Raw genomic sequence first — 25,903 nt, forward strand, 5'->3', positions numbered from 1 at the left:
CCCGGCGCGGCGGTGTCCCGAGCCGGCGGCGGCTCAGCGGGCGGTCCCCGGAAAGGTACCGCGTTCGAGATCGGCATCCTGCCGATGATGATCCCAGATCAGCCGAGCTCGGCGATCACCTGGGGGAGCTCGGTGCTCGTGCGGATGCCCGGAGGGGCGGCGCAGACGGCGGGCACGGCGTTGACGGCGCGGTTGGCGGTGTAGCCGGGGGACACCGCCGCCATCTCCTCGAGGGGCACCGGGAAGCGCAGCTCGACGTCGAGCGGGGCGTCCCCGTCGACGCGGACGCTCCAGCCGGTAGATCGTACGTTCCAGGCGGGGTCGAGGTCGGTGGTGCAGTACCAGGTGGCGCGGAAGTTCAGCACCGCACGGCCGCCTCGCATGCCCGACACCGTGATGCGCTGGGCGGCCACCGTACCGGCCTTCAGGGTGCCCGCCGCGATCTCGACGGGACGGCGCGCGACGGCGACCTCCCCGCCCGCCTCCAGGGAGTCCAGCGGCATCCCCAGAGCCTCGGCGACGAGCATCAGCGAGGGGCCGAAGCTGGTCCTGCCGTGGGTCAGCCGCCCTTCGGGCAGGGCCGCGGGCGGCTGCCCGAAACCCATGACGCCGAAGAGCAGGCCGGGCGAGTCGCGCCGGGACAGGTCGGCGAACTCGTCGATGGTCAGGGAGTCGAGCCGCCGCTGGATCGAGGCGAGCACCAGCGGAACGGCCTCGGTGATGAACCCGGGGCTGCTGCCGGTGCTGTGGATCGAGGAGCCGCCGCGCCCGCACGCGGCCTCGACCCGCGCGCGGACCGCGGGGTCCATGCCGTCGGGGCGGTGGAACTCGCCCCGCGTGGTGACGATGTTCGCGCCGGACTCCAGCAGCCGGCAGACCTCGTCGAAGTCGCAGGCGGCGGGCATGTACAGCACGCAGTCCGCGCCCAGCGCCGTGATCTCGCCGAGGTCGCGGGTGGCCCGGACGCCGGTCGGCTCCAGCCCGCACAGCTCCCCGGCGTCCACTCCGGCCTTGCCCTCGGAGTGCACGTAGAGCCCGGCCAGCTCCAGGCGCGGATGCTCGATGACGTTCTTCAGCGACCGGGTGCCGATGTTCCCGGTGGCCCACTGGACGACACGGAGGGGTTCTCTCACCGGGGGCTCACCCTTTCGCGCTCCGCGGCCCCGCGGGCCAGGACGCATTCCTCGACGAACGACAGGACCTCAAGGTGGTAGGCCAGGGCGCAGTGGCCGAGGCTGAGGTTGTGGCCGGCGCCCACCTGCTCGTGGACGGCCACCCGCGGGGAGGCGGTGAACAGGGACGCGACGTCCGCCAGCGCCTCGGCCCCCGGACGCCACCACATCTCGTGCTCGCCGAGGCTGTAGTGCACCGGGACGCGTACCCGGGCCGCGAGCTCCGGGAGGTTCTCCGGCCAGCCCTCGGCCTCCACGCCCTCGTACGCGGGAGCGGGTGAGGCGATCCGGGCCCCGCCGACGAGGCCCTCCGGGTAGGCGCGAGGCGGACCCCACAGGAGCTCGCGCAGGGCGGGACCCGCGGAGCGCGCGCGGTCCCACTCCCGCCACAGCCGCATGGCGCGCTCGTGGCGGTGCCGCCCCGTGCCGGCGATCTCCAGGCCGAGCAGGTCCGCGCCCCGCTCGGCGCCGGCCATGCGGACGGCCAGCTCGCACCCGCTGGAGTGCGCCATCAGGAACACCCCCGCGCCGGAGGACTCCAGCAGCAGGTCCAGTGCCCCGTAGGCCAGGTCGACGCGCTGCTCGGGCGAGGCCAGCTCCTCCTTGTAGGGCGCGGAGGCGCCGTACCCCGGCCGGTCCAGCGCGACGACGGTGAAGCCGAGCGCGGGACCGGCCCGCAGCAGCGACAGCCGCGGATGGTCCGGCGCGTCGTAGTACACGCTGCTCGTCGCCCCGCCGTGCAGGGCGAGGACGACGGCGCGGGGCCGCTCCGCCTCCTGCACCAGCGCCGACACGGGGATGCCGCCGACCCGGACGACGCGGAAACCGCCGGACGTCACGACGCGGTCCTGAGCAGGATCGCCCCGCTGGGGGTGAGGCCGCCGCTGCTGACCACGGCGGTCCGCGCGTTGGGCACCTGCCGCTCCCCGCCCTCGCCGCGCAGCTGGACGACGGCCTCGTGCAGCAGGCCCATGCCGTGGGTGCGGCCGTGGGAGAGCTGACCGCCGTGGGTGTTCAGCGGCAGGACGCCGTCGCGGGCGATGTTCTTGCCGCCGTCGAGGAAGTCCTTGGCCTCGCCGATGCCGCAGAAGCCCAGCGCCTCGATCCACGACAGGCAGTTGATGGTGAAGCCGTCGTAGAGCTGGGCGACGTCGACGTCGGCGGGCCGCAGGTCGGTGCGCGTCCACATGTGCGCGGCCTGCCCGAGCACCTGCGGCTCGTGGGTGAGCGTGCTCTGGTCCCATTCGATCCGCTCGATGATCTGGGTGCCGACCGCCTCGACGAGCACCGGCGGCTTGGCCAGGTCCCGGGCCGCGTCTTTGGCCGAGACGATCACCGCGACGGCGCCGTCGCAGGGCACGTCGCAGTCGTAGAGCCCGAACGGCGTGGTGATGGGACGGGCGTTCAGGTAGTCGTCCATCGTCATCGGGTCGCGGTAGACCGCCGTGGGGTTGAGCGCGGCGTTGGCGCGCTGGTTGAGGGCGATCCAGCCGAGGGTCTCGCGGGTGGTGCCGTAGCGCTGGAAGTGCCGCTGGGCGTTCATCGCCAGGGTGTGCGCCGCCGACACCGAGCCGAAGGGCATCCGCCAGGCCCCGGACCCGCCCGACCGCCCGCCCGACCGGGTGATCTTCCCCTGCCGCATGAGCTCGTTGTACGTGGCCTCCCACAGGGTGCGGAAGCACAGCACGTGGCGGGCCATGCCGGTGGCGACCGCCATCATCGCGGCGATGACCGAGCCGCCCGGCCCGAAGGTCTCGCCGCCGCCGTTGTGCCAGGTGGGCCGGATGCCCAGCGCCGACTCCAGCGCGGTGACGCCGCCTTCGCCGAACCCGCCGAACGGCCCGGCGCCCGGATAGGTGGCCAGGCCGTCGATGTCGTCCAGGCTCAGCCCGGCGTCGGCGACGGCCCGCTCGCACGCCTGGACGGTCAGCGAGAGCGGGTCGGCCATGAGGCGGCGGCCGATCCGGGAGGCGCCGATGCCGGTGAGGGCGACCTTGTCCTCGAACTTCTCCGGCGTGGCCATGGGGCGGACGTGGCGCCACATCTGGTCGGGCTCGATCTCGTCGCGGACCGGCGGGGCGGGCTCGCCCTGGTCGGCGGCGGGCCGGAACAGCGGCAGCCACACGTCCTCGACCCGCTCGAAGACCACCTCCATCCGCATGCCCAGCGTGAGCTCGGCGGGGTCGCACCCGACGACGTTGGTGGTGAGGCGCACCCGGGGGTCCTCCTCGACCGCGACCTGCGCCACGACGTAGGGCGCGGGCAGCCCGGGCGGCCCGAACCGCTCGTTGACGGTGAAGCCGATGAGCGTCGCATGCCCGGAGACGGCCCGCACCCCCCTGTCGTGGCTCCGGCAGTACCGGCAGACCGGCTGGGGCGGGTGGATCAGGGCCGAGCAGGACCCGCACTCCTGGAGCCGCAGCCGGCCATCGGCCCCGGACGTCCAGAAGAAGGCGGTCTCCTCGGTGAGCTGGGGCAGGGGGCGCCCGGACGGCCCGGTCACATCGTCTCCTCGGTGCTCGCTGGTGGTGGTGGGGGGCGGCGGGTCAGGTGTTGCGCCCGCCGTTGACGCCCACGATCTGCCCGGTGATGTAGCCGGCCTCCTCCGAGATCAGGAAGGAGCAGGTCGCGGCGAGGTCCTCGGGCGTGCCGACCCGGCGGACGGGCGTGCGCCGGATGTGGTCCTCGATCGTCCCGCCGAGCAGCCCGCGCTCCTCGGCCTTGCGCAGCATGGGGGTGTCGATGAAGCCCGGCGGCACCGCGTTGACGGTGACGCCGGCGGGGCCGAGCTCCAGGGCCAGCGCCTTGGTCAGCCCGTTGACCGCCGACTTGGCCGACACGTAGTGCGCCATGTACTGCTGCCCGGAGTGGGCGCTGGAGGAGGAGATGTTGACGATCCTGCCCCAGCCGGCCTCCAGCATGTCGGGCAGCACCGCCTGGACGCAGTGGAAGACGCCGTTCAGGTTGACGTCGATCACCCGCTGCCAGGCGTCGAACGACAGCTCGGTGAAGCGCTTGAACCCGTCGAGCCCCGCCGCGTTGACCAGGATGGTGACGGGCCCCAGGTCCGCCCTGACGCGGGCGAGCGCCTCGTCGACCTGCTCCCGGCTGGTCACGTCGGCCTTGTGGGAGAGGCCGTCGTCCGGGGGGTTGAGGTCGAGCACGGCGACCCGGTGCCCGTCGGCCCTCAGCCGCTCGGCGATGGCGCGGCCGATGCCCGAGCCGCCGCCGGTCACTACCGCGGTCCTCATGCCCCACCTCCGGGAGAGGGGGCCGGTGTTGCCGCAAGGATCACGAGAATCTCCCTTCCGAATACGAGAACATTACTCTCCAGGGTGGCGCTTCCGGAAGTCCCGTCCTCGGGGCCTGTGTGCTAGAGCTTGATTTGCAATAATTGAGAATGTAGTTTCCACTCCGTGACGAGGAGGCGGCATGGGAACTGACGCGAAGGGGGCGGGCGTGGTGAAGCGCCTGCTCATCGACGGGAAGCTGGTGGAGGCCGGACGGACGTATCCGTCGTACGCCCCGGCGACGGGGGAGGTGTTCGGCCACGCCCCGGACGCCGGGGTCGCCGAGGCCGAGGCGGCGGTCGCGGCCGCGCGCCGCGCCTTCGACGCCACGGACTGGGCGGGCGACCGGGAGCTGCGCGTGCGCTGCCTCGACCAGCTCCACCAGGCGCTGGTCGACCACAAGGAGGAGCTGCGCGAGCTGACGATCGCCGAGGCGGGCGCCAGCCGCATGCTCACCCACGGCAACCAGCTCGAGGCGCCCATCAAGATCGTCCGCTACTACGCGGACCTGCTGCGGACCTACCCCCTGAGCGAGGAGCTCGGCGAGATCGAGGAGCGCGGGCAGCGCCACCGCCGCTGGATCGAGAAGGAGGCGGGGGGAGTCGTCGCGGCGATCCTGCCGTACAACTACCCCAACCAGCTCGCGCTGGCCAAGCTCGCGCCCGCGCTCGCCGCCGGCTGCACGGTCGTGCTCAAGGCCGCGCCGGACACGCCGCTGGTCACGCTGGCCCTCGGCGAGCTCATCGCCGAGCACACCGACATCCCGCCCGGCGTGGTCAACGTCCTCTCCTCGGCCGAGGTGGCGGTGGGCGAGGCGCTCACCACCCACCCCGACGTGGACATCGTCAGCTTCACCGGCTCCACCCAGGTCGGCCGCCAGATCATGGCCGCGGCGAGCGGCACCCTGAAGCGGGTGTTCCTGGAGCTCGGCGGCAAGTCCGCGATGATCGTCCTGGACGACGCGGACTTCGACGCCGCCGCCATGTTCGCCGCGTTCACCATCTGCTCGCACGCCGGGCAGGGCTGCGCGCTCACCACCCGGCTGCTCGTGCCCCGGGAGAGCCACGACGAGATCACGGCGAAGGTCGCCGCGTCCATGGAGCGCGTCAAGTACGGCGACCCCGGAGACCCGGCCACCTACATGGGCCCGCTCATCAGCGAGAAGCAGCGCGACAAGGTGCACGGCATGGTCCAGCGGGCCGTCGAGGCGGGCGCGACCCTGGTGACCGGCGGCAAGAAGGTCGACCCCGGCTACTTCTACCGGCCGACCCTGCTGGCGAACGTCGACCCCGACAGCGAGATCGCGCAGAGCGAGGTGTTCGGGCCCGTCCTCGCCGTCATCCCCTACACCGACGAGGAGGACGCGGTGCGCATCGCCAACAACTCCATCTTCGGGCTCTCCGGCGCGGTGCACGGCCGCGACCAGGAGAGAGCGCTGCGGGTGGCGCGCCGGATCCGCACCGGCACGTTCAGCATCAACGGCGGCAACTACTTCGCGCCCGACGCGCCCTTCGGCGGCTACAAGCAGTCGGGCCTGGGCCGCGAGATGGGCGTCCAGGGGCTTGAGGAGTTCCTGCAGATCAAGACCCTGGCGGCGGTGGTCGCGTGAGGCCGCTGGAGGGCGTCCGCGTCCTGGAGGTGGCGATGTACGGCTTCGTGCCGTCCGCCGGGGCGGTGCTCGCCGACTGGGGCGCCGACGTCGTCAAGGTCGAGCACGCCGTCAACGGCGACCCGCAGCGCGGGCTCCGCCAGACCGGCTCGTTCAAGGTCGAGGGCGACCCGAACCCCAACATCGAGCACGCCAACCGCGGCAAGCGCAGCATCGGCCTCGACCTGTCCACGCCCGAGGGCCGGGAGGTGCTGCTGGAGCTGGCGCGCCGCGCCGACGTGTTCCTCACCAGCTTCCTGCCCGGCCACCGGCGGAAGTTCGGCATCGACGTGGACGACATCCGCGAGGTGAACCCGAAGGCCGTCTACGCGCGGGGCAGCGCGCTGGGCCCGCGCGGCGTGGAGTCCGAGCGCGGCGGCTACGACATGACCGCCTTCTGGGCGCGCGGGGCCACCGCCGCCAGCATCACGCCGGCCGGCTCGGAAGGGCTGATCAACCCGCCCGCCCCCGCCTACGGCGACACCATCTCCGGCACGAACCTCGCCGGAGGCATCGCCGCCGCCCTGTTCCGGCGCGAGCGCACGGGCGAGCCGTCGGTCGTGGACGTCTCCCTGCTGAGCAGCGGCCTGTGGGCCATGGGCCACGGCATCGCCCTGTCCCTGCACCTGGACCGGGCGTGGCAGGCGCCTCCGCTGGGCACCCACGGCTCGACGGCCAACCCCCTCTCGGGCCTGTACCGCACCGCCGACGACCGCCACATCTCCTTCGTCATGCTGCAGCCCGCCAAGTTCTGGGCCGACGTGTGCCGCCACATCGACCGCCCCGACCTCATCGACGACCCGCGCTTCACCACCGGCGAGCTCATCGCCGCCAACACCGCGCAGGCCGTCGAGATCCTCCGCGAGGTGATCGCCTCCCGCACCCTCCCGGAGTGGACCGAGCGCTTCGCCACCCTGGCCGGCCCCTGGGCCCCCGTCCAGGACTCCCTCCAGGTGGGCGCGGACCCCCAGGTCCGCGCGAACGACTACCTGCTCAAGGCCGGAGAGCTGGAACTGGTCGCCAACCCGGTGCAGTTCGACGTCACCGCCCCCGACCTGGCCCCCGCCCCGGAGTTCGCCGCCCAGACCGAGGAGATCCTCCTGGAACTCGGCCTGGACTGGGAACGCATCATCGAACTCAAAACCGCCGGCGCCGTCACCTGAGCGAGCCGGACGACCACCGGCACCGCGGACCGGGCCGGAAGGCGGCACGCCTTCCGGCCCGCACAGGCGGGTGGGGTTCAGCGGTCAGGAGCCGGGGCGGTTCGCCGAGGGGAGGGTGATGGGAGTGTGCGTCGTCGATGAGCCGTTGTTGAGGTACAGCATGGAGATGCCGCGGACGAACCCGTCGAAGAGGTTGAAGCTGCTGGGGGCGACGAGGGACAGGCCTTCGCGGAAGGCGACGTAGAGCGGCCAGTTGGCCTTGATCAGGACACGTGCGGCGAGGTCCGCCGGCAGGTCGAGCCAGCGCCAGTAGGTGTCGCCGATGAGGTAGCGGACCATCTCGCTGACGAAGCCCGTGCTCAGTTCCGTGCCGAGCCCCGCCACGGCGTCGAGCAGCATCTGGGCCAGGGCGTTGCCCTCGACCGTGGGGGCCACCCTGGGCCACAGCATCTGCTCCGCCTGCTCCTCGGCGTCCTTCCAGGTCTGCGGGATGAACCGGTCCTGGACGCCGAGCAGGGAGAGGGCGACCTGCCAGGCGTGCAGGTCCGCCTCCTGGTCGGCGGACCAGTACCGCACGCCCCACTTCCTCATGTTCTTCCACGCGACGGTGCCCACGGAGTGGAAGGTGACCAGGATGTCGCCGTTGCTGATCGGCGACGGCTGGTCGGTGGTCGCCTGGAACTGCGGTGAGAGCGGGAGCAGGTTGCGCACCATGGCGTGCACCAGGCGCGTCTTGTTGGCGGAGGTGATGAAGGCGCCCTCCGGGTCGAAGGCGTCCTCGTGGTGCAGGTCGTATCCGAAGGTGAAGGTCTTGGCCGCGCGGTCCTGCATGTCGGCGCCGCCCGCCGACCAGTAGACCGAGCGGGCCTCCCGCGGGATCACGGTGCTCAGGAATCCGCTGCCGAGGCTCTCGGAGATGAACAGGTAGCCGCTCAGGCGCTTGTAGAGCGTCTGGGCCCGGGCGAGTTTGCTGCGGTCGGCCCATGCGGGGAGCTTGTTGACCTGCTGGAGGTAGGAGACCAGGTGGTCGGGCATGCCGGACGGCAGCGGGTCCTTGTTGAGGCGCCACGAGTCCCAGGCGGCGTTGACCGCCGGGATCGAGCCGTCGGCGAGCAGCCGTGCCGCGACCTGGTCCGCCGCGGGGTCCCACACCTGGAACGGGTCGGTGACCGCGTCGGCCTTGGCGATCGACCCCAGGGACGACCACGACCACAGCGTGGGTGCTTCGAGCGCGAGGCCGGTGAGCCCCAGGGCGGCGCCGAGCGACATGGCACGCCTTCTGCTGAGATTCTCCATTTACTTACCTACTTCCGCGTAAAGCCAAGACGGCAGCTCGGCACGTCTGTGACTTGGGGGGTGGGAGCGGATCGACCGGGTGAATGAAGGAAAACTGAGGTGAATCTCAATTAACATAGCCAGGCGGATCGGGGTCGACAAGGGTCTGTTTTGGGTGATTTTTTCGGTTACGCGAAGGTGTGCGGTCGGCCGCGTCGGGGTACTTCTCAGCGCCGCGTGGGAACGATCGGGCCGAGCGTCTCGCCCGGAAGGCGGGCCGCGTCCTACTCGGCGCCGGGCCGCGCGGCGGTACCGGGGCGCGGCCCGGCGCCGCCCGCCAGCCCCAGCGAGCGGATCCAGATCTTGTTGATGGTGGCGATCAGGGTCTCCGCGTCGTACTCGATGCCCTCGTACGACCAGGCCATGACCACGCGCTCGACCATCAGCGTCAGGGCGTGCGCGGTGTGGCGCGGGTCCAGATCCCCGTACGCCAGGCCGGCCTTCTGCCACGCGGCGATCGCCCGCGTGGCCCTGCTCTGGAAGTGGTCGGCGACCTCGTCCCACTGGGCCCGGAGCCGCTCGTCCTCGTCGCGCGCCTGGTAGACCGCCTGCAGCACGCGGGCGTTGCGCCGGAACGCCTCGAGGTAGATCCGGTTGACCTCCTCGATGCGGCGGACGGGGTCCTGCTGGGCGCCGGCGTGATCGGGCGCGGTCCCGGTCAGATCGGCGGAGACATCCTTCATCAGCTCGAACAGCAGATCGTGCTTGGACCGGAAGTAGTTGTAGAGCGTCCCCGCCCCGACCTTCGCCTCGGCGCTGATGTCGGAGAGCCGGGCGTTGTGGAAGCCGTCCCGCTCGAAGACGACGCGCGCCGCGTCGCGAAGGCGCCGCGGCGTGGTCTCGCGGCGCCGGTCGACACGGGTGCGTCTCCTGCTCGCCCCGTCGCTCTCGGCGGACACGGTTGCACCTCGTCTCGACGATCGTTGGAGGCAGTGACGTTACCAGCGGCGCACGCGGTGCCGCCTCCCGCGGCTCGCTGGCGGGAAAGGTAGAGATTGACGTCAATCTCAGTCTTAGGTACTTTCATGCCCCGCGTGATGCGGCTCACACCCCCTGGCCGACGGGCCCTCCTCCGCAGACAAGGGACGCTCATGACCTTCGACGCTCGACAGCGGGCGGCGCTCACCGCCATCTGCGACACCTTCACTCCCGGCGACGGCGCGGCGATCCCGTCCGCCGGCGCGCTGGGAGCCGTGGACATCGCCGAGGCGCTCGCCGGCGGCCAGCCCCGCGCCAGGGACCGCAAGCAGCTGGAGCTGCTGCTGTCCCTGTGGGATTCGCGTGCGATGGGGCTGGTCCTGGGCACGGGCGGGCGCCGGTTCTCGCGGCTGGCCGCCGCGGAGCGGGAACGGGTGCTGCTGGGACTGGGCGACTCGTCCTCGGAGACCAAACGGGTGCTGTTCCAGTCCCTGCGCGGCCTGGCGACCTCCGCCTACATGCTGGCCCCCGGCCCGACCGGGACCTCGCCGGTCTGGGACGCCATCGGATACCCCGGCCCCCTGGGGCCACTGGCGTCCGCACCGCGCCCGAAACTCTCCCCGCTGTCGCCGACCGCCGACACCGCGCTCGACTGCGACGTCGTGGTCGTCGGATCCGGTGCCGGAGGCGGCACCGCGGCCGGGGTCCTCGCCGCCGCGGGCCTGAGCGTGGTCGTCCTGGAACGCGGCGGCTACTACGACGACGCCGACTTCGACGGACAGGAGCTGGCAGGCCTGAGCCGGTTGTACGCGGCCGGTCCGGCCTCCACCGCCGAGGGCCAGGTCGCGCTCGTCGCGGGCTCGTGCCTGGGCGGCGGCACCGTCGTCAACTGGACGACATCCTTCCCCACACCCGACGAAGTGCGCGCCGAGTGGGCGGCCCTCGGCGCCGGGCAGTTCGCGGACGAGGAGTACACCCGCGCCACCGACGCGGTGATGAGCCGGCTCTCGGTGAACACCGACCACAGCACTCCCTCGGCCCGTGACGAGGTCCTGGAGCGCGGCCTGCGCGCACTCGGCTGGCACGTCGACGCGATGCCCCGCAACGTGGTGGGCTGCGACATGGGAACCGACTGCGGACGGTGCGGGTACGGCTGCCGGCCCGGGGCCAAGCAGTCGGTCACCAAGACCTGGCTCGCCGACGCCGAGGCCGCCGGGGCGCGGCTGGTCATCGACACCGACGTCCGGACCATCGAGACGAAGCGCGGGCGCGCCGTCGGCGTGCGCGGCGTCACCGGCCAGGGCCACGCGGTGACCGTGCACGCCCGCGCCGTCGTGGTGGCCGCGGGCGCCGTCCAGACCCCGGCGCTGCTGCGCCGCTCCGGGTTCACCGACCCGACCATCGGCCGCCACCTGCGGCTGCACCCCGCCACGGCCGTGTGGGGCCTCTTCGACGAGGAGATCCGCCCGTGGGAGGGCGGGATGCAGACCCGGTACTCCCGCCAGGACAGCGACCTCGACGGCGACGGGTACGGCGTCATCTACGAGACCGGTCCGGGCAACCCCGCCTCGCTGCAGGGCTTCATGAACTGGCGCGGCGGCGCCGCCCACCTGGCCGCGACGAAGGACCTGGCCCGCACGGGCGGGATCGGGATCATCACCCGGGACCGCGACTCCGGCGAGGTCAAGGTGGCCCGTGACGGCGAGCCCGTGCCGCACTACCGGCTGTCGGACCACGACGCGGCCCACCTTCAGAAGGGGATCGAGGGCGCGACCCGGATCCTGGAGGCCGCCGGAGCCCGCCGGATCTCCTCGGCGCACCAGTCCGGGCCGTCCTACGAGCCGGGACGACGGAGCACCTACGAGGAGTTCGTCGCGGCCTGCCGTTCCGCGGGCCTCCAGCCGGGCCGCTGCGCGATCGCCGCCCTGCACATCATGGGCACCGCGCGCATGGGCGGCGACCGGAAGACGAGCGCGACCGACCCCGACGGAGCGACCTGGGAAGTGCCCAACGTCGTGGTGGCGGACGCCTCCTGCTTCCCGACCTCGTCCGGTGTGAACCCCATGGTCTCCATCGAGGCCATCGCCTACATGAACGCCACCCGGCTGGCGGACCGCCTCCGCACCGGGGCCTGAACGATGCACACCGGGTGATCGATGCTGCGCGCATGGCCATCACCGTGTGGTTGACTGCGGTATGGCCATGTTCGTCTGCAATTCTCAGCGAGTGTCGCCGTGACGCCGGCGCCGGGCGTGGCGACCCGTCCGCGCAACCGCAGGCAGCAGATCATCGAGGCCGCCGGCCCGGTGTTCAGCGAACGGGGCTACCACGCGGCCTCCATGGAGGAGATCGCCGGTGGAGTGGGCATCACCGCGGCCGCCCTGTACCGGCACTTTCCGAACAAGTACGCGCTGTTCGCCGAGTGCGCGGACTCGATGGTGACGAGGCTCGCCGGGGCACTCGACGAGGTGCCCCCCGAGGCTTCGCTGGCGGAGGTGCTCGGCGCGGTCGTCCGGGTGACGGTGGAGCGCCGGGAGTCGGGCGGCGTGTACCGGTGGCTGTCCCGGTATCTGGAGGACGAAGACCGCCGGCGGGTCAGGGCCAAGTTCGCGCAGGTCGTCGAGAAGGTGACGGTGGCGGTGCGCCGCGAGCACCCGCTGCCGCTGGAGGGGCTGCGCACCGTCGCGGCGCTCGGCGCGATCGGGTCCGTCACGACGCACCGCACCTCCATCGCGCAGCGCCGCCTGGAGGAGGTGCTCCTTTCGGCCGCGCTCCGGGTGGCGGCGGCCGATGCGGTTCCGGACGGGCGCGTCCGTTCGGCCGACCTGCCCGCCCGGCCCGTGCCGCGCACGCGACGGGCGGAGATCCTCGCGGCGGCCATCCCGCTGTTCGCCCGGGACGGGTTCGCCGATGTCACGAGCGGGCAGATCGCGAAAGCGGTCGGGGTGGCCCCTTCCGCGCTCTACCGGCACTATTCCAGCAAGGTCGACATCCTGGCGGCGGCCTGCCTGCAGGCCGCCGGAATCCTGGGCCAGGCCGTCGAGCAGAACCTGCACGGAGTGGCGGACCCCCACGAGTCGGTGCACGCCCTGGCGGCGACCTATGTGGCCTACAGCTTCGAGTACACCGCGATGACCAGCGTCGCCAGAGCCGAGATGCCCGGCCTCCCCCCGGACGTCCGCCGCCCGCTCGCCCTCGCCCAACGCGACCACATCGCCGTCTGGGAGCAGCAGCTCCGCCTCGCCCGCCCCGACCTGGATCCCCGCCGGACCCGGATCCTGGCCCACGCGGGCCTCGGCGTGGTGGTCGAAACCGGCCGCGCCCTCCACTGGGAGAACACCCCCGGCCACCGCGACACCGTCACCGCCCTGGTCGTGGCGGCCCTGGGCCTGTAGCGCCTCCGCTCGAAGACCACCCGGGTGGTTCCGCACGGCGTCCGCACACTGCCGCAAGCGGCCTCGAGCGCCACGGACGTCGGAAGCAGCAGGCCAGGGCGGTTTCCATTCGCGCGGAAGGTCGACGAGGGCTGGGTCGCAGCTGGAGGACGGGACGGGAACGCGCCCCCGGACGGGGCGAGCCCAACGCGCAGACCGCGGCCGGGCGGTAAGCGGCGGTCAAGGCGTTCGTCGCTGCGGTCATCCGCTGGCTTCGCGACTCAGCCGTGCCGTTCACGCGGGGTCAGGCGGGGCGGGCGATGTGGTCCGCATGGGTGTGGGTCCTGATGAAGGCGGCCATGGCGGGGATGGTCTCGGTGCGCAGGGTCGCGGCGTCCGGGTGGACGCGCAGGTCGACGGAGACGCTGGAGTGGGCGGCGCGGGCGGCGAAGGCCAGGGCGTCGTCCAGTAGGGGGTCGGTTCCGGCGGTGAGGAGTTGGACGGGGGACAGGCCGTGGAGGTTGCCGTGCAGGGGGCTCACGAAAGGATCAGTGAGGTCTCGGTCGGCGGTGTAGCGGGTGACTCGGGTGCGGAGTTCGGTGAGGTCGAACTCGGGGTTGGCACTGGCGTTGAAGAGCAGGCTCGGGGCCTGGAGGCTCAGGTCGAGCAGCGGGGAGACGAGTGTCGTGCAGGAGGGGAGGGTGGATCCGGCGTCGCGTAGGCGGATGAGCAGGGCGGCGGCCAGGCCGGCGCCTGCGCCTTCGCCTGCCACGGCGACCGGGCCGCCCATGGCCTGGCCGTAGTGGTAGGCGGTCTGGACGTCCACGAGCGCGGAGGGGAAGACGGGGCGGTAGCGGGCGCAGACGACGGTGGCGCTCGTCCGCAGGCTGAGGCGCTCGGCGGCCTCGAGCGCCTGCTCCGGTTCGCCGGAGAAGGACGGGTCGCCGTGCAGGTAGAGGACGGCCATCCCGGCCGGGTCCGGCGGGCGTACGACCAGGCCGGTGCGGCTCGTCTCGACTTGCACTTCATCTGCCACGGTTCATCACCCTTTCCGCTGCTTCCCAGTGGGCGTCCGCCACCCACAGCCGGGCGAAGGCGCGCGCCGCCTCGTCCGGGGAGACGCCTGCCATGACCCGCTTGATGGACGGCGCCGAGCCGTTCGCCAGTGACGAGGCGAGGGCGTGCCAGCCCTTCTCGAAGGAGGCGCGGGGCAGTATCCGGTCCACCAGGCCGACCCGTTCGGCCTCGGCGGCGCCGAGGATCTCGCCCGAGCCCGCCAGCATCAGCGCCCGGCCCCGGCCGACGAGGGAGGCGAGCCGTTCGGCGCCGCCCCAGGCCGGCATGATCGCCAGGGCCACCTGGTTGAAGCCGATCCGGATGTCGTCGGCCGCGACCCGGATGTCGGCGGCCACCGCGACCTCGGCCCCGCCGCCCAGGGCGTGGCCGTTCAGCGCGGCGATCACCGGCCCGGGGAAGGCGGCGATCCGGTCGCAGACGCCGCGCATGCGCAGGGCCATGTCCATGGCCTGCTCCTCGGTGCGCAGCTTCGCCAGCTCCTTCAGGTCGCCGCCCGAGACGAAGGCGCGGTCGCCCGCGCCGGTGATGGCCAGCGCCTGCGCGTCGGCCGCCTCGGTGAGCGCCTTCTCCAGTTCGTCCATGGTGGACGGGGCGATGGCGTTGCGGGCGTGCGGGCGGTTGATGGTGATGACCGCCAAGCCGCCGTCGAAGGCGAGTTCTACCTCTGCCACGTGTGTCTCCAGGCTCGTTGGGGGCCGTCAGTCCTCGTAGACGACGGTGATGCTGGGGGTCGTCGGCTCGCCCTGGCAGGTGAGCACCCAGCCGTCGGCGATCTCGTCGTCCTCGAGCGCGTTGTTGATCTGCATCCGCGCCGCGCCCTCGGTGACCTGGGCGATGCAGGTGGCGCAGTTGCCCGCCTCGCAGGAGAAGGGCGGGGCGAGGCCCGCCCGGCGCGCGCTCTGCAGCAGGGTCTCGCCGGAGTGCTGCGGGACGGTGTGCTTCTTGCCCGCCAGGACGATGGTGATGGTGCCCTCGGCCTCCCCGGAGGCCCCGGCCTCCGCCGGAGACTCAGGCGCGGCGGCGGCCGTGCCGAAGCGCTCGATGAAGATCTGCTCGGCGGCGGCGCCCCCGTCCAGCAGGACCCGTTCCACCAGGTCCATGAACGGGTCAGGGCCGCAGATGTAGAAGTCCGCTCCCGGGGTGTCCGCGGTGAACTCCCGTATCTGCGGCTCCGTGAGGAAGCCGCCGCCGGTGTCCAGGTGGCGGCGCAGCTCGAAGCGGCCGGGGTGCCGTTCGGCCAGCTCGTCCAGCACGGGCCCGAAGATGACGGACGCGGCGTCCCGGTCGGCCGTCAGCAGCCGCACCCGCCGGTCGGTCGTGGCCAGCGCGGTCTTGACCAGGGACAGGACCGGGGTGACGCCGCTGCCGCCGCAGAACGCCACCAGCGGGGCGCCGCCCTCCCGCAGGCGGAAGACGCCGGCGGGCCGGGTGGCCTCGACGAGGTCGCCGGGGGAGAGGTGGTCGTGCATCCAGTTCGAGACCAGGCCGCCGGGTACCCGTTTGACGGTCGTCATCAGCTCGGTGTCGGTCGCCGGTGAACTGGACATCGAGTAGCTGCGGAGCGTGCCGCACACCCTGAACGTCATGAACTGACCGGCCTCGTAGTCGAAAGGCGCGTCCAGTACGTACGTCCGCGTGTCCGCCGTCTCCTGGATGACCCGCTTGACGCGGATCGGGTGGAAGCCGTGGTCTCGTGCCATGTCTGGAATTTATCTTCTCCTGTAGTGAGATTACAATTCTCCCGTCTACGAACGGAGCGCGCATCATGCGAACGATCCCCCCTGAGCTGGTCCGGCGCTACGAGGCGGAGGGCTGGTGGACCCGGGAGACCCTCGGCGGCCTGCTCGCCCGCGGTCTGCGCGAGGCGCCCGACACCCGGTTCCGCGTGCACTCGGCCGTACGCCCCTGGTCGGGCACCTTCCGCGACGTCGAGCTGGTGGCCCGCAGGCTCGCCGCGGGGCTGCGGGACCGGGGCGTGGGCCCCGGCGACACGGTCGTCTTCCAGCTCCCCAACTGGATGGAGGCGGCCGCGGTCTTCTGGGCCTCGTCCTTCCTCGGCGCGGTCGTGGTGCCCGTCGTGCACTTCTACGGGCGCAAGGAGGTCGGCTACATCCTGGAGACGGTCAAGCCCAAGGTCTTCGTCGGCCCCGAGCGCTTCGGCAGGCTGGAGCACCAGGCGGACCTCGTCGCCGACGTGCCCGTCGTCGGCGTGGTGGGGCGCGACTTCGACGACCTGCTGGCCGACGAGCCGATGGCGGGCGTGCTGGCCGCGGACCCGGCGGCGCCCTGCCTGATCGCGTTCACCTCCGGCACCACCAGCGACCCCAAGGGCGTCGTGCACAGCCACCAGACGCTGGGCCACGAGACGCGCCAGCTCGCCGGCCTCTACCCGGACGACCGCAGCGAGCAGCTCACCGCGGCGCCCGTGGGCCACTTCATCGGCATGGTGAACGCCTTCCTCATCCCGGTGCTGGACGGCACCCCGGTCAACCTCGCCGACGTCTGGGACCCGGCGCAGGCGCTGGCGCTGATGAAGAGCGACGGCCTCACCGTGGGAGGCGGCGCGACCTACTACATGACGAGCCTGCTCGACCACCCCGACTTCACGCCCGAGCACCTGCCGTACATGAAGTACGCGGGCCTCGGCGGCTCCTCGGTGCCGTCGGCGGTCACCACCCGCCTGGAGGGCATGGGCATCACGGTGTTCCGCTCCTACGGCAGCACCGAGCATCCGTCGATCACGGGCTCGCGGCACACCGCGCCCGTGGACAAGCGGCTGCACACCGACGGGGACGTGCTGCCCGGCGTGGAGCTGCGGCTGGCCGAGGACGGCGAGATCCTCAGCCGCGGTCCCGACCTGTGCCTGGGCTACACCGACCCGGCGCTCACCGAGCGGGCCTTCGACGCCGAGGGCTGGTACCGCACCGGCGACATCGGGGTGGTCGACGGGGACGGCTACCTGACGATCACCGACCGCAAGTCCGACGTCATCATCCGCGGCGGCGAGAACATCAGCGCGCTGGAGGTCGAGGAGGCGCTCCTCGGCATGCCCGCGGTCGCGGAGGCGGCGGTGGTCTCCGCCCCCGACGCGCGGCTCGGCGAGCACGCCGCGGCCTTCGTGCGGGTCCGTCCCGGACGGTCGATGCCCACCCTCGAAGAGCTGCGCGCCCACCTGGAGGGTGTCGGCCTGGCCCGGCAGAAGTGGCCGGAGGAGCTGCACGAGGTCGCCGACTTCCCGCGCACCGCCAGCGGCAAGGTCCAGAAGTTCGTCCTCAGGCGGAGCCTGGGGGACATTGCAGTACGCTCTAGATGAGAATAGGATTCTCGCATTCAGCAAAGGAGGATTCCATGGCCTCGCGCGAGTTGCCCTATCCGGTCTTCGATGCGGACAACCACCTGTACGAACCCGAGGACGCGTTCACGCGGTACCTGCCCCAGGAGTACAAGGGCGCCATCCAGTACGTGAAGGTCGGGAAGCGGACGAAGATCGCGATCCGCGGCCAGATCAGCGAGTACATCCCGAACCCGACGTTCGAGGTGGTGGCCCGTCCGGGCGCGCAGGAGGACTACTTCAAGTACGGCAACCCCGAGGGCAAGTCCTACCGGGAGCTCGTCGGCGAGCCGATGAAGGCGATTCCGGCGTTCCGGGAGCCGGGCCCGCGCCTGGAGCTGATGGACGAGCAGGGCGTCCAGCGCACCCTGATGTTCCCGACGCTGGCGAGCCTCCTCGAGGAGCGCATGCGCGACGACCCGGACCTGACCCACGCGGTCGTCCACTCGCTCAACCAGTGGCTGGACGAGGTGTGGTCCTTCAACTACAAGGACCGCATCTACACCACCCCGGTGATCACCCTCCCGATCGTGGAGAAGGCGATCGAGGAGCTGGAGTGGGTCCTGGAGCGCGGCGCCCGCGCCATCCTGATCCGCCCCGCCCCGGCCTTCGGGCTGCGCGGCCCCCGGTCGTTCGCGCTGCCGGAGTTCGACCCCTTCTGGAAGCTGGTCCAGGAGTCCGGCACGCTGGTGGCCTTCCACTCCTCCGACAGCGGCTACGCGCGCTACGTCAACGACTGGGAGGGCCTGGGCCGGGAGTACCTGCCGTTCAAGCCGCAGCCCTTCCGCCACCTGGGGCAGTGGCGGCCGATCGAGGACGCGGTGGGCTCGCTGGTCTGCCACGGCGCCCTGTCGCGCTTCCCCGACCTGAAGATCGCGATCGTGGAGGCAGGGTCGTCCTGGGTGGCGCCGCTGATGGCGAACCTGAAGGACACCTTCAAGAAGATGCCGCACGGCTTCGAGGAGAACCCGGTGGAGCAGATGCGCCGCCTGATCCACGTCAGCCCGTTCATCGAGGACGACATGTCCGCGCTGGGCGACCTGCTGGGCATCGACCGCGTGCTGTTCGGCTCGGACTACCCCCACCCCGAGGGCAAGGCCGACCCCATCACCCACGTCGACAACCTCGTCGGCATGACCGAGGACGACAAGGCCAAGGTCATGGGCGGCAACCTCGCCAGGTTGATCGCGCGATGAAGTGGGACACCATCCCCGAGATGGTGCTCAGCTCGTCCGACCGCTTCGGCGACGCCGAAGCGGTCGTGGACGGGCCGCTCCGGCTCACCTTCACCGAACTGGCCGAACGGGTCCGCACGGCGGCCGGCGCGTTCGCCGAGGCGGGGATCGGCAAGGGCGACCGGGCGGCGGTCTGGGCGCCCAACTCGGCCGAGTGGATCATCGCGGCGTTCGGCCTGGTGACCGCCGGCGGCGTGCTGGTGCCGGTCAACACCCGGTTCAAGGCCGAGGAGGCCGGCGACGTCGTCCGCCGCAGCGGCGCCAAGCTCGTCCTGGTGCAGCAGGGCTTCCTCGACCAGGAGTACACCGCGCCGGACGGCGTCCCGGTGATCGACCTGAAGTCGGACTTCTTGTCCAGCGGCTCGCCCTTCGAACGGAAGGTGAGCGGCGACGACATCGCCGACGTCATCTTCACCTCCGGGACGACCGGCCGCCCCAAGGGCGTCATGATGAGCCACCGCCAGACGCTCCGGCTGTACGCCGAGTGGTGCGACCTGGCCGGGACGCGCGAAGGCGACCGCTACCTCATCGTCAACCCGTTCTTCCACACCTTCGGCTACAAGGCGGGCTGCGTCGCGTCCCTCATCCGGGGCATGACCATCCTGCCGGTGCCGGTCTTCGACGTCGACCAGGTCCTGGACCTGGTGGAGCGCGAGAAGGTGACGGTGCTGCCCGGCGCGCCCACGGTCTACCACTCGCTGCTGGCCGTCCCCGGCGACCGCGGCGTCCGGGCGGGGCGCGACATCTCCTCGCTGCGGGTGGCCGTGACCGGCGCCGCCGACATCCCGGTCGAGCTCATCCGCCGGGTCAGCACCGAACTGCCCTTCACCTCGATCATGACCGGCTACGGCCTGACCGAGGCGGGGACGGCCACCGCCTCCCGGCCCGGCGACTCCTTCGAGCACATCGCCACCACCGTCGGCACCCCCTGCGACGGCGTCGAGGTGCGCATCGCCGACGACGGCGAGGTGCTCGTGCGCGGCTACAGCGTGATGCGCGGCTACCTCGACGACCCGGAGGCCACGGCCGAGGCGGTCGACGCCGACGGCTGGCTGCGCACCGGCGACCTCGGCTCGCTGGACGACGGCGGCAGGCTGAAGATCATCGGCCGCAAGAAGGACATGTTCATCGTCGGCGGCTTCAACGTCTACCCCGCCGAGGTCGAGGACTTCCTGATGGAGCACCCGGCCGTCGCCCAGGCCGCCGTCATCGGCGTTCCCGACGAGCGGCTCGGCCAGGTCTGCAAGGCCTTCGTCGTGCCGCGCGAGCCGGTGGCCGAGGAGGAGCTGATCGCCTGGAGCAGGGAGCGCATGGCGGGCTACAAGGCGCCCCGCTCCGTGGTGTTCCGTGAGGAGCTCCCCCTCAACGCCACCGGAAAGGTGATGAAGGACCGCCTGCAATGAGCTCCCGCAAGCGGCTGCGCACGCTGCCGATCCGGCGCAGGATCGGGATCCTCCTGGTGATCCCGCTGGCCTCGCTGGTGGGGCTGTGGATCTTCTCCACCGCCTCGACGCTCTCCGACGCGCTGGCGCGCGGCGACTTCTCCACCGTCTACGACAAGATCGGCGTGCCCTCCGGGCTCCTCATGCACAACGTCCAGGAGGAGCGGGCGGCCGCGGCGCTCCTGCTGGCCTTCCCCGGGGAGAAGAACGCCCGGGTGTTCCGGGAGAAGGCGGCCGTGACCGATGCCCAGCTGGCCGTCTTCCGCAGAGCGGCGCTGTCCCCGGAGGTGGGAAGGGTCGTCACGGGCGCGGTGGCGCAGCGGCTGACGGCGCTCAACGACTCCTACGACGGCCTCGGCGCGCTGCGCTCCGAGATCGAGGCGAAGCGGACCACCCCGCTACGGGCCATCGACGGCTACAGCGAGCTCATCGACGGCTCGATCCACCTGATGACGACCCTGGCGAGCGTCGACGACGTCGGGGTCTACCGGCACAGCAACTCGCTGCTCTACCTCTACTGGTCGTACGACTTCGTCCTGCGCCAGGACGCGCTGCTGGCGACCGCCAGGTCCAGGACCGCGGGCCTGGACCACCGCATGGCGTTCGCCCGCTGGGCCGGGAGCCAGGAGGAGTTCTTCGGGCTCGCGCGCGCCGGGGTGGAGGGGAAGATCTCCCTGATCCTGCAGCGGTTCGCGGCGTCGGCGCCTTACACCTCCTACCGCGCGCTGGAGGACGGCCTGGTGCGGCGCGGCGCCGTGCCCCGGCAGGGCGAGTGGAAGGCCGCGCTGGCGCAGCTGACCCCGGCCTGGCTGGGTACCAACGACCAGGCGAGCAAGGTGCTGGAGAAGCAGCAGCTCGAACCGGTCCGCGCGGAGATCATGACGCGGTTCTACCTGGCCGGCGGGGTCGGCCTGCTGGCGGTGGCCGTCTCGGTCGCGGTCTCGCTGCTGTTCGCCGGACGGCTCGCCCGCGAGCTGCGCGCACTGCAGAGCATGGCGCAGGAGCTCGCCCACGAGCGGCTGCCCCGGGTGGTGGCGCGTCTGCGCCGCGGCGAGAAGGTGGACGTGGAGGCCGAGGCGCCGCGGCCCCCGGCGGGCCGGACGCGGGAGGTCGCCCTGGTCGCCGACGCGTTCGCGACGGTGCAGCGGACGGCGGTCGGCACCGCGGTCGGCGAGGCCGAGCTGCGCTCCAGCATCAACCGCGTCTTCGTCAACCTGTCCTGGCGCAGCCAGTCGCTGCTCCACCGCCAGCTGCGGCTGCTGGACGAGATGGAGCGCAGGGCCTCCAGCCCCGAGGAGCTGGAGGCGCTGTTCCGGCTCGACCACCTCACCACCCGCATGCGCCGCCACGCCGAGGGCCTGGTCATCCTGTCGGGCGCGCAGACGACGCGCGCCTGGGACCGCCCCGCCCCGGTCGAGGACCTGATGCGCGCGGCCGTCGCCGAGGTGGAGGACTACGTCCGGGTGGAGGTGGAGGCCACGCCTTCGGCGGACGCGTCCTCGGTGGACGGCGACGTCGTCACCGACGTGATCCACCTGCTGGCCGAGCTGATCGAGAACGCCACGTCCTTCTCCCCGAAGACCACCGAGGTGACGGTGAAGGCGGACCTGGTGGCCAACGGGCTGGTGATCGAGGTGATCGACCGCGGCCTGGGCCTGGACGCCGAGGAGCTGGCGGAGCTGAACCAGCGGCTGGCCGAACCGGTGGAGTTCGACCTCGCCGACACCGACCGGCTCGGGCTCTTCGTCGTGGCGCGGCTGGCGGCGCTGCACGAGATCAAGGTGCGGCTCCAGCCCTCCGCCTACGGGGGCACCACCGCGATCGTGCTGGTCCCGCGGCCCCTGGTGGTGGCCGGGGACAGGGCGCACGGGAAGGCGGTCGCCGAAGGGGAGCGGCATCCGGCGCTGTCCGCCGCCCGGCGCCCCCAGGCTCCGGCGCGGCACACGGCTCCGCCCGCTCCGCCCGTGCGCGAGGCGAGGCGTGCGGCGCCCTCCGCCCTCGCCCCGCCTCCGCCGCCCGCCCCGGCTCCCGCTCCGCCTCCTGCTCAGTCGACGCCTCCCGGAGCGGCGGCGTCCTCGGGAGGGGAGCCGGGACGGCTTCCGCGGCGGAGGCGGCAGGAGAACCTGGCGCCCCAGCTGCGCGACCGCTCCTCGCCCTCCTGGAAGACGGTGGAGGAGCCGGCCGAGGCGGCCTTCGACGAGCCGGATCCCGAGCACAGCCGCAGCCTGATGTCCTCGCTGCAGTCCGGCTGGCTGCAGGCGCGCGAGGACGACGGCCCGGACGACGAACTGGACGACCCGGACGAGACGAGGAGGCGGCGATGAACGCGGGACGGAACGCGCACGAGTTCGACTGGCTGCTCGACGACCTGGTCGACCGGGTCGGCGAGATCCACCAGGCGGTCCTGCTGTCCCGGGACGGGCTGGTGATGGGCGCGTCGGGGAACATCGCGCCGCGCGGCGCGGAGTTCCTCGCGGCGCTGGCGTCGGGTTTCCACAGCCTGTCCAACGGCGCGCGCGAGCACTTCGGCGGTGAGCGGGTGCGCCAGGCCTTCGTGGAGCTGGACGACCGGCTGTTCTTCGTGATGCCCGCGGGCCAGGGAAGCTGCCTGGCCGTGCTGGCCGACGCCGGCGGGAACGCGGGGCTCGTCGCCTACGAGCTCACCCGCCTGATCAAGCAGGTGCGGCGGCGGGTGGCGGCCGCGCCCCGCTCCGATTCCGGATCAGAGCACCGCTGAGGACAGGAGTGGAGATGCGCCTCGGATTCATCGGCGCCGGGCGGATGGGCCGCCCCATGGCGCGCAGGCTCGCCGAAGCGGGCCATGACGTGCGGGTACTGGCACGTTCGGAGCCGGCACGCCGGTCCCTGGAAGAGGAGGGCCTGCGCGCCGCGGACGGCCTCGCGGAGGCCGGAGCGGACGCGGACGCCGTCCTGGTGTGCGTCTTCACCGACGAGCAGGTGCGCGAAGCGTGCCTGGGCGGCGGGCTGCTCGACGCGATGCCGTCCGGGTCCGTGCTCGTCGTGCACACCACCGGCAGCCCCGCCACGGCCGAGGCCGTCGCGGCCGAGGCCGCGCCCCGGGGGATCGAGGTGCTCGACGTCCCGGTCAGCGGCGGGCCGCACGACGTCGCCGCCGGACGGCTGACGCTCTTCGCGGGCGGCCCGGCCGACGCGGTGGAGCGGATGCGGCCCGCGCTGGACGCCTACGGCGACCCCGTCCTGCACGTCGGCCCGCTGGGCTCGGGGCAGCGGGTGAAGCTCCTCAACAACGCGCTGTTCGCCGCCCAGCTCGGGCTGCTGGCCGACACGGTCGGGCTGGCCGCCCAGTGGGGCCTGCCGGAGGAGGCGCTCCTGCGGGCGCTGCCGCACGGCAGCTCCACGAGCCGCGCGCTGGCGGGCGTCGCCTCCCGCGGCTCGGTCGCGCGGTTCACCGCGAGCACGGCCGAGTTCCTCGGCAAGGACGTGGCGCACGTCAAGAAGATCTCCGCGGAGCTCGGCGGCGACCTCGGCGCGCTGGAGGCCGGGCTGGCCTCCCTCGCCGGCGCGCTGGGCTCCGCGCCGCAAGCAGCAGCAGGCCCCGCCGACAGGGAGTGACACATGGAACGAGGAATTTTCTACGTCGCCAGCCATCCGGCGTCGCCGGAGCGGGAGGCGGAGTTCAACACCTGGTACGAGAAGGTGCACATGCCCGAGGTGTGCGCGCTGCCGGGCTTCGTCAGCGCCCGGCGCTACGCCCCGCTCAAGGCGGGCGACCCCTACGTGGCCCTGTACGAGATCGAGGGCGCGGACCTGGACGCCGTCGTCAACGGGATGTTCGAGTTCGCCGCGGGCGGCGGGTTCACCCTGTCGGACTCGGTGCGGGCGAACCCGGCCCCGGAGATGCGGACGCTGCGGTTCAGCGCCTCGCACGGAGAGTGACACCCCCATGAACGACTTCGACCGGACCTCGTCCGGCATCCCCCTGAAACCGGTGTACGGCCCGGAGGACCGGCGCGCCGACCCGCCCGGCCCCGGCTCCTTCCCCTTCACCCGCGGCAACTTCGCCGCCGGCTACCGCAAGAAGATGTGGACGTTCCGCCAGTACTCCGGCTTCGGCACCGCCGAGGAGTCCAACGAGCGCTACCGCTACCTGCTGGCCCAGGGCGGCACCGGCCTGTCGGTGGCGCTGGACCTGCCCACGCAGTGCGGCTACGACTCCGACGACCCCGAGGTGAGCGAGGAGGTCGGCCGGGTCGGCGTCGCCATCGACACCCTCGCCGACGCCGAGGTCCTCTTCGACGGCATCCCGCTGGACGAGATCAGCACGAGCTTCACCATCAACGGCACCGCCGCGATCCTGCTGGCGTTCTACGTGGCCGCCGCGGAGAAGAAGGGAGTGCCCCGGGCCAAGCTCACCGGCACGATCCAGAACGACATCCTCAAGGAGTACGCCTCGCGCGGCACCTGGATCTGGCCGCCCGAGCCGTCCCTGCGGCTGATCGCCGACACCATCGAGTTCTGCGCCGCGGAGGTGCCGCGCTTCAACGCCATCTCCGTGGCCGGGGCGCACTTCCGCGACGCGGGCGCCAACGCCGTGCAGGAGATGGCCTTCACCCTCGCCGACGGCGTCACCTACTGCGACACCGTCATCGAGCGCGGCCGGATGACGATCGAGCAGTTCGCGCCGCAGGTCTCCTTCTTCTTCTACACGCACGGCGATTTCTTCGAGGAGGTCGCCAAGTACCGGGCGGGCCGCCGTCGCTGGGCGACGATCGTCCGGGAGCGCTACGGGGCGTCCTCGGACAAGGCGTCGATGTTCCGCTTCGGCTGCGTCTCCGGCGGCGCCTCCCTGTACGCGCCCCAGGCGCAGAACAACATCGTCCGGGTGGCCTACGAGTCGCTCGCCTCGGTGCTGGGCGGCGTCCAGTCGATGTTCACCGCCGCCTGGGACGAGCCGTTCGCGCTGCCGAGCGAGGAGTCGGCGACGCTCGCGCTGCGCACCCAGCAGATCCTCGCCTACGAGACCGGCGTGACCCGCGTGGTGGACCCGCTCGGCGGCTCCTACTTCGTCGAGGCGCTCACCGACGCCACCGAGGAGCGGATCGTCGAGATCATGGCCGACCTCGAACGGCACGGCGGCATGGTCCGCGCCATCGAGGACGGCTACCTCCAGGGCCTCATCGCCGATGAGGCCTACAAGATCCACCAGCAGGTCGAGGGCGGCGAGCGCCCGGTCGTGGGCGTCAACCGCTTCACCTCCGACGAGCCCGCGCCGGACCTGGCCACCTACGAGCTCGACGCCGAGGGCCGCGAACGCCAGCTCAAGCGGCTGGCCAAGGTCAAGGCCGAACGCGATCCCGCGGCCGTCCGCGCCGCGCTCTCCGCGCTCTCCCGTGCCGCGGAGGGCACCGACAACCTCATGGGTCCCCTGATCGACTGCGCCGGCGCCTACTGCACGGTCGGCGAGATGGTCGCCGCCCTCAAGGGCGTCTGGGGCGAATTCCAGCAACCGGTGGTGTTCTGATGCCGACCAGAGTCCTCGTCGCCAAGCCCGGCCTGGACGGCCACGATCGCGGCGCCAAGATCGTCGCCCGCACGCTGCGGGACGCCGGCTTCGAAGTCGTCTTCACCGGCATCCGGCAGAAGGTCGACGACATCGTGGCGATCGCCCTGCAGGAGGACGTGGCCGTCGTCGGCCTCAGCATCCTGTCCGGCGCGCACGTCGCGCTGACCGCGCGGACCGTCGAGGCGCTGCGCGCCGCCGGCGCCTCGGACATCGCGGTCATCGTCGGCGGGACCATCCCCGCGGGCGACGTGCCGAAGCTGGAGGAGGCGGGAGCCGCCGCCGTCTTCCCGACCGGCACGCCCCTGGACGTCCTGGTGGAACGGGTGCGCGCGCTGACCGCCGCGCCCGCCTCGCCCTGAGCGACCGGTTTCGA

At 72.2% G+C, this 25,903-nt stretch carries 22 protein-coding genes; 13 read left to right on the forward strand and 9 right to left on the reverse strand.

All coding sequences use genetic code 11. The features are described from left to right. Positions 1-98: 98 nt before the first annotated feature. From ABD140_RS01245 to ABD140_RS01260, 4 genes are read right to left on the reverse strand one after another with little or no spacing between them, the layout of a single operon-like run. The gene (locus tag ABD140_RS01245) at positions 99-1,133 is read right to left on the reverse strand and encodes an NAD(P)H-dependent amine dehydrogenase family protein (RefSeq protein WP_344235719.1); all 1,035 of its coding nucleotides are present in this window, start codon (positions 1,131-1,133) and stop codon (positions 99-101) included. Next, positions 1,130-2,011, reverse strand: coding sequence for an alpha/beta hydrolase (locus ABD140_RS01250; RefSeq protein ID WP_344235721.1), 882 nt, complete (start codon positions 2,009-2,011; stop codon positions 1,130-1,132). The genes ABD140_RS01245 and ABD140_RS01250 overlap by 4 nt, the downstream gene beginning before the upstream one ends. After that, positions 2,008-3,675 (reverse strand): thiolase C-terminal domain-containing protein, encoded by a 1,668-nt coding sequence (locus tag ABD140_RS01255; protein WP_344235723.1) that lies wholly within the window; start codon positions 3,673-3,675, stop codon positions 2,008-2,010. The genes ABD140_RS01250 and ABD140_RS01255 overlap by 4 nt, the downstream gene beginning before the upstream one ends. 43 nt (positions 3,676-3,718) lie before the next feature. Beyond that, complete coding sequence (locus ABD140_RS01260) at positions 3,719-4,423, reverse strand: SDR family NAD(P)-dependent oxidoreductase (RefSeq protein WP_344235725.1); 705 nt, start codon at positions 4,421-4,423, stop codon at positions 3,719-3,721. A 181-nt stretch (positions 4,424-4,604) separates the two neighbouring features. Here ABD140_RS01260 and ABD140_RS01265 point away from each other — a divergent pair, with 181 nt between their 5' ends. Beyond that, on the forward strand, positions 4,605-6,071 hold the full coding sequence (locus tag ABD140_RS01265; protein WP_344235727.1) for an aldehyde dehydrogenase family protein: 1,467 nt from the start codon (positions 4,605-4,607) through the stop codon (positions 6,069-6,071). After that, entirely contained in the window at positions 6,068-7,273 is a 1,206-nt protein-coding gene (locus ABD140_RS01270) for a CaiB/BaiF CoA transferase family protein (RefSeq protein WP_344235729.1), read from the forward strand. The genes ABD140_RS01265 and ABD140_RS01270 overlap by 4 nt, the downstream gene beginning before the upstream one ends. Before the next feature lie 84 nt (positions 7,274-7,357). Here the strand turns inward: ABD140_RS01270 and ABD140_RS01275 are convergent, their stop codons facing one another. Together ABD140_RS01275 and ABD140_RS01280 are read right to left on the reverse strand one after the other, a co-directional pair. Next, positions 7,358-8,542, reverse strand: a complete 1,185-nt coding sequence (locus tag ABD140_RS01275; RefSeq protein WP_344235731.1) for an oxygenase MpaB family protein — start codon at positions 8,540-8,542, stop codon at positions 7,358-7,360. A gap of 290 nt (positions 8,543-8,832) precedes the next feature. Next, on the reverse strand, positions 8,833-9,507 hold the full coding sequence (locus tag ABD140_RS01280) for a TetR/AcrR family transcriptional regulator (protein ID WP_344235733.1): 675 nt from the start codon (positions 9,505-9,507) through the stop codon (positions 8,833-8,835). 192 nt (positions 9,508-9,699) lie between these two features. On the opposite strand from ABD140_RS01280, the gene ABD140_RS01285 reads away from it, so the two are divergent. Together ABD140_RS01285 and ABD140_RS01290 are read left to right on the forward strand one after the other, a co-directional pair. Then, the gene (locus ABD140_RS01285; RefSeq protein WP_344235735.1) at positions 9,700-11,661 is read left to right on the forward strand and encodes a GMC family oxidoreductase N-terminal domain-containing protein; all 1,962 of its coding nucleotides are present in this window, start codon (positions 9,700-9,702) and stop codon (positions 11,659-11,661) included. 99 nt (positions 11,662-11,760) lie between these two features. Continuing rightward, the gene (locus tag ABD140_RS01290) at positions 11,761-12,921 is read left to right on the forward strand and encodes a TetR/AcrR family transcriptional regulator (protein ID WP_344235737.1); all 1,161 of its coding nucleotides are present in this window, start codon (positions 11,761-11,763) and stop codon (positions 12,919-12,921) included. Between the two features lie 283 nt (positions 12,922-13,204). On the opposite strand, the gene ABD140_RS01295 is transcribed toward ABD140_RS01290, so the two are convergent. From ABD140_RS01295 to ABD140_RS01305, 3 genes are read right to left on the reverse strand one after another with little or no spacing between them, the layout of a single operon-like run. Next, positions 13,205-13,936, reverse strand: coding sequence for an alpha/beta hydrolase fold domain-containing protein (locus ABD140_RS01295; RefSeq protein WP_344235739.1), 732 nt, complete (start codon positions 13,934-13,936; stop codon positions 13,205-13,207). Further along, on the reverse strand, positions 13,926-14,648 hold the full coding sequence (locus tag ABD140_RS01300; RefSeq protein ID WP_344235741.1) for an enoyl-CoA hydratase/isomerase family protein: 723 nt from the start codon (positions 14,646-14,648) through the stop codon (positions 13,926-13,928). Before ABD140_RS01300 ends, ABD140_RS01295 begins: the two co-directional genes overlap by 11 nt. Before the next feature lie 27 nt (positions 14,649-14,675). Next, complete coding sequence (locus ABD140_RS01305; RefSeq protein WP_344235743.1) at positions 14,676-15,677, reverse strand: 2Fe-2S iron-sulfur cluster-binding protein; 1,002 nt, start codon at positions 15,675-15,677, stop codon at positions 14,676-14,678. A gap of 65 nt (positions 15,678-15,742) precedes the next feature. On the opposite strand from ABD140_RS01305, the gene ABD140_RS01310 reads away from it, so the two are divergent. Genes ABD140_RS01310 through ABD140_RS01350 form a run of 9 tightly spaced genes read left to right on the forward strand, consistent with a single transcriptional unit; the run spans position 15,743 to position 25,889 of the window. Beyond that, complete coding sequence (locus ABD140_RS01310) at positions 15,743-17,290, forward strand: AMP-binding protein (protein WP_344235745.1); 1,548 nt, start codon at positions 15,743-15,745, stop codon at positions 17,288-17,290. A 35-nt stretch (positions 17,291-17,325) separates the two neighbouring features. Further along, positions 17,326-18,504, forward strand: a complete 1,179-nt coding sequence (locus ABD140_RS01315; protein ID WP_344235747.1) for an amidohydrolase family protein — start codon at positions 17,326-17,328, stop codon at positions 18,502-18,504. Further along, positions 18,501-19,946 (forward strand): FadD3 family acyl-CoA ligase, encoded by a 1,446-nt coding sequence (locus ABD140_RS01320; RefSeq protein ID WP_344235749.1) that lies wholly within the window; start codon positions 18,501-18,503, stop codon positions 19,944-19,946. The genes ABD140_RS01315 and ABD140_RS01320 overlap by 4 nt, the downstream gene beginning before the upstream one ends. Next, entirely contained in the window at positions 19,943-22,309 is a 2,367-nt protein-coding gene (locus tag ABD140_RS01325; RefSeq protein ID WP_344235751.1) for a sensor histidine kinase, read from the forward strand. The genes ABD140_RS01320 and ABD140_RS01325 overlap by 4 nt, the downstream gene beginning before the upstream one ends. Further along, entirely contained in the window at positions 22,306-22,722 is a 417-nt protein-coding gene (locus tag ABD140_RS01330; protein ID WP_344235752.1) for a roadblock/LC7 domain-containing protein, read from the forward strand. The genes ABD140_RS01325 and ABD140_RS01330 overlap by 4 nt, the downstream gene beginning before the upstream one ends. 14 nt (positions 22,723-22,736) lie before the next feature. Then, the gene (locus tag ABD140_RS01335) at positions 22,737-23,579 is read left to right on the forward strand and encodes an NAD(P)-dependent oxidoreductase (RefSeq protein ID WP_344235754.1); all 843 of its coding nucleotides are present in this window, start codon (positions 22,737-22,739) and stop codon (positions 23,577-23,579) included. Between the two features lie 3 nt (positions 23,580-23,582). Beyond that, the gene (locus ABD140_RS01340) at positions 23,583-23,903 is read left to right on the forward strand and encodes a hypothetical protein (RefSeq protein ID WP_344235756.1); all 321 of its coding nucleotides are present in this window, start codon (positions 23,583-23,585) and stop codon (positions 23,901-23,903) included. 7 nt (positions 23,904-23,910) lie between these two features. Continuing rightward, a complete protein-coding gene (locus tag ABD140_RS01345; protein WP_344235758.1) occupies positions 23,911-25,488 on the forward strand; it encodes a methylmalonyl-CoA mutase family protein in 1,578 nt (525 codons plus the stop codon). Beyond that, positions 25,488-25,889, forward strand: a complete 402-nt coding sequence (locus ABD140_RS01350; protein WP_344235760.1) for a cobalamin B12-binding domain-containing protein — start codon at positions 25,488-25,490, stop codon at positions 25,887-25,889. The genes ABD140_RS01345 and ABD140_RS01350 overlap by 1 nt, the downstream gene beginning before the upstream one ends. Positions 25,890-25,903: the final 14 nt, after the last annotated feature.

Source organism: Actinocorallia libanotica (assembly GCF_039525175.1).
Taxonomy (GTDB): Bacteria; Actinomycetota; Actinomycetes; order Streptosporangiales; family Streptosporangiaceae; genus Actinocorallia; species Actinocorallia libanotica.